The 1,723-nt window shown below is 39.7% G+C and carries 2 protein-coding genes; both read left to right on the top strand.

Annotated elements, in window-relative coordinates; translation table 11 throughout:
* The coding region (locus tag QXL29_08230) for a hypothetical protein (protein ID MEM2284573.1) at positions 1–1,376 on the top strand (1,376 nt) is incomplete at its 5' end.
* Positions 1,377–1,454: 78 nt separating this feature from the next.
* A complete protein-coding gene (locus QXL29_08225; protein ID MEM2284572.1) occupies positions 1,455–1,670 on the top strand; it encodes a hypothetical protein in 216 nt (71 codons plus the stop codon).
* Positions 1,671–1,723: the final 53 nt, after the last annotated feature.

Here is a 1,723-nt window from a genome sequence, read left to right as displayed (position 1 = left end):
TTCCTGGTTTAAGCATAGGCTCCGCACGAGAAATTAAGGAAGCAGTTAATGTAGAAACTGTCAAGGGTCCTAAGTATCTTGGTGACTTACCTGAGATGCTTAAACAGCTTCTTCAAGGGTTTAAGTTTAGTCCTGACGTTCCAGCAGATGAAGTCATGCGGGAGGCTTTAGCAACATATTATCAAGAAAAATTAGATGAGGTCATACGTAGTAAGAAACCTGCTTTCAAGTTGAAGAATGTCTTATTCACTAACACGCCGCCACCTCTCAACTTAATTTACGAATATATGGTCGGTGAGTATTCTAGTGTTGAACATTTAGAAGCAAAACTTAGTGAACTTAAGAGCATGAGTTACGAGGGTGTGGTAATAGGGTGTGGTGTCGAGTGTAAGGCTCTAGACATTATAGGGAAGCTAGTGTCTACGTGTCTTACTCACAACATGTTAGTTGGGATTGACTTAATTTACGAGAGCGTTCCTAAAGAGAAACTTAAAGATATACTCAGCTTAAGCGACTTAATACTCAACGTTTCAGCAAGTAACGTCAGCTTGATTAGTGACTACTTAAGAACAGATCAAGCACTTGTTGTAGTCCCGTCAAATACTGGGAGAGAAGCTACTTTAAGTGAAGACATAAATAAGGTTACTAAAATGCTTCAGGACTTAGGTTTCAACAAAATCTTAGTTGATACTATTATTAGACCACCTGCTCTAGGCTTCGTAGACAGCGTTATAGAGTTAAGTAAATTAAGAAACAAGATTGAATACCCTATTTTGTTTAGTCCTGCCAACGTCTATGAGTTAGTAGATGCTGATACCCCAGGCATCATAACCCTCTTAATCGATATAGGGTTTGAGCTAGGCGCTTCCTCAGTACTAATCACGGAATCAAGCGTTAAAGCTCGTGGCGCGTCTCTAGAAGCATCGTTAAGTAGAGAATTAATTTACAGAGCTTTCCTCAAGAAGTCCCCGCTAGTTAATCATGGGGTAGACCTCCTGATAGTTAAAGAAAAGAAAGACTTAAACGTTCCTATACCACCATACGAAGGAGTTATTGAGAGAGTTAATAGTAGTGGAGCTCAGCCACGCCTAGACCTAAAGTATTACGTGAAGATATACGTTGATAGAAGAGAGAAGCAAATAGTAGTAGATATTCATGAGAGAAGTACTAACAAGATTCTAAAGAGATATGCAGGAGGGAGAGCACTCGATTTAGGCAGAGCTCTGATAAGAGATTATGAGCTAAGCACCGACCATATTCTCTATTTGGGTTACGAGCTAAGTAAGGCTGAAATTGCTTTAAGGCTTGGTAAGTCTTACGTCCAGGACGAGGACCTGTTCAGACGAGTCTATTATAGGCACTCAGAGACTAAATAGAAACAAAATAGTTTCGCCAGCTTCTAAACAAGCAACATCTTTTAAAAGCACTGTTTTAGTTATTCTTGGTGTGTAAAAATGGCAGTACGTAGAAGAACTGTCACAGCAAGAAAAATGGTGGGCAAGAAAGCCGTGAAAGACAAGGTTTACCAGTACGAGTATTACACACTCCCGCTAAATCTGTATCTTCCTAAAAGCATGGTAGATAAGTGGGGAACTGAATTCGTTATTGAAAGAGATGAGGAGAAGGGCAGGATACTAATATACTCTACTAAAAGCACGGAGAAGCAGTGAGAGTGAAGAATTGCTTTGAAGTTTTTATGTATAGAAGAGACATCAGATGGTAC

The sequence above is a fragment of the Zestosphaera sp. genome, assembly GCA_038843015.1.
Classification (GTDB): Archaea; Thermoproteota; Thermoprotei_A; order Sulfolobales; family NBVN01; genus Zestomicrobium.
The sequence above is the reverse complement of the archived record's forward strand: the minus strand, read 5'-3'. Positions and strand labels throughout refer to the sequence as shown.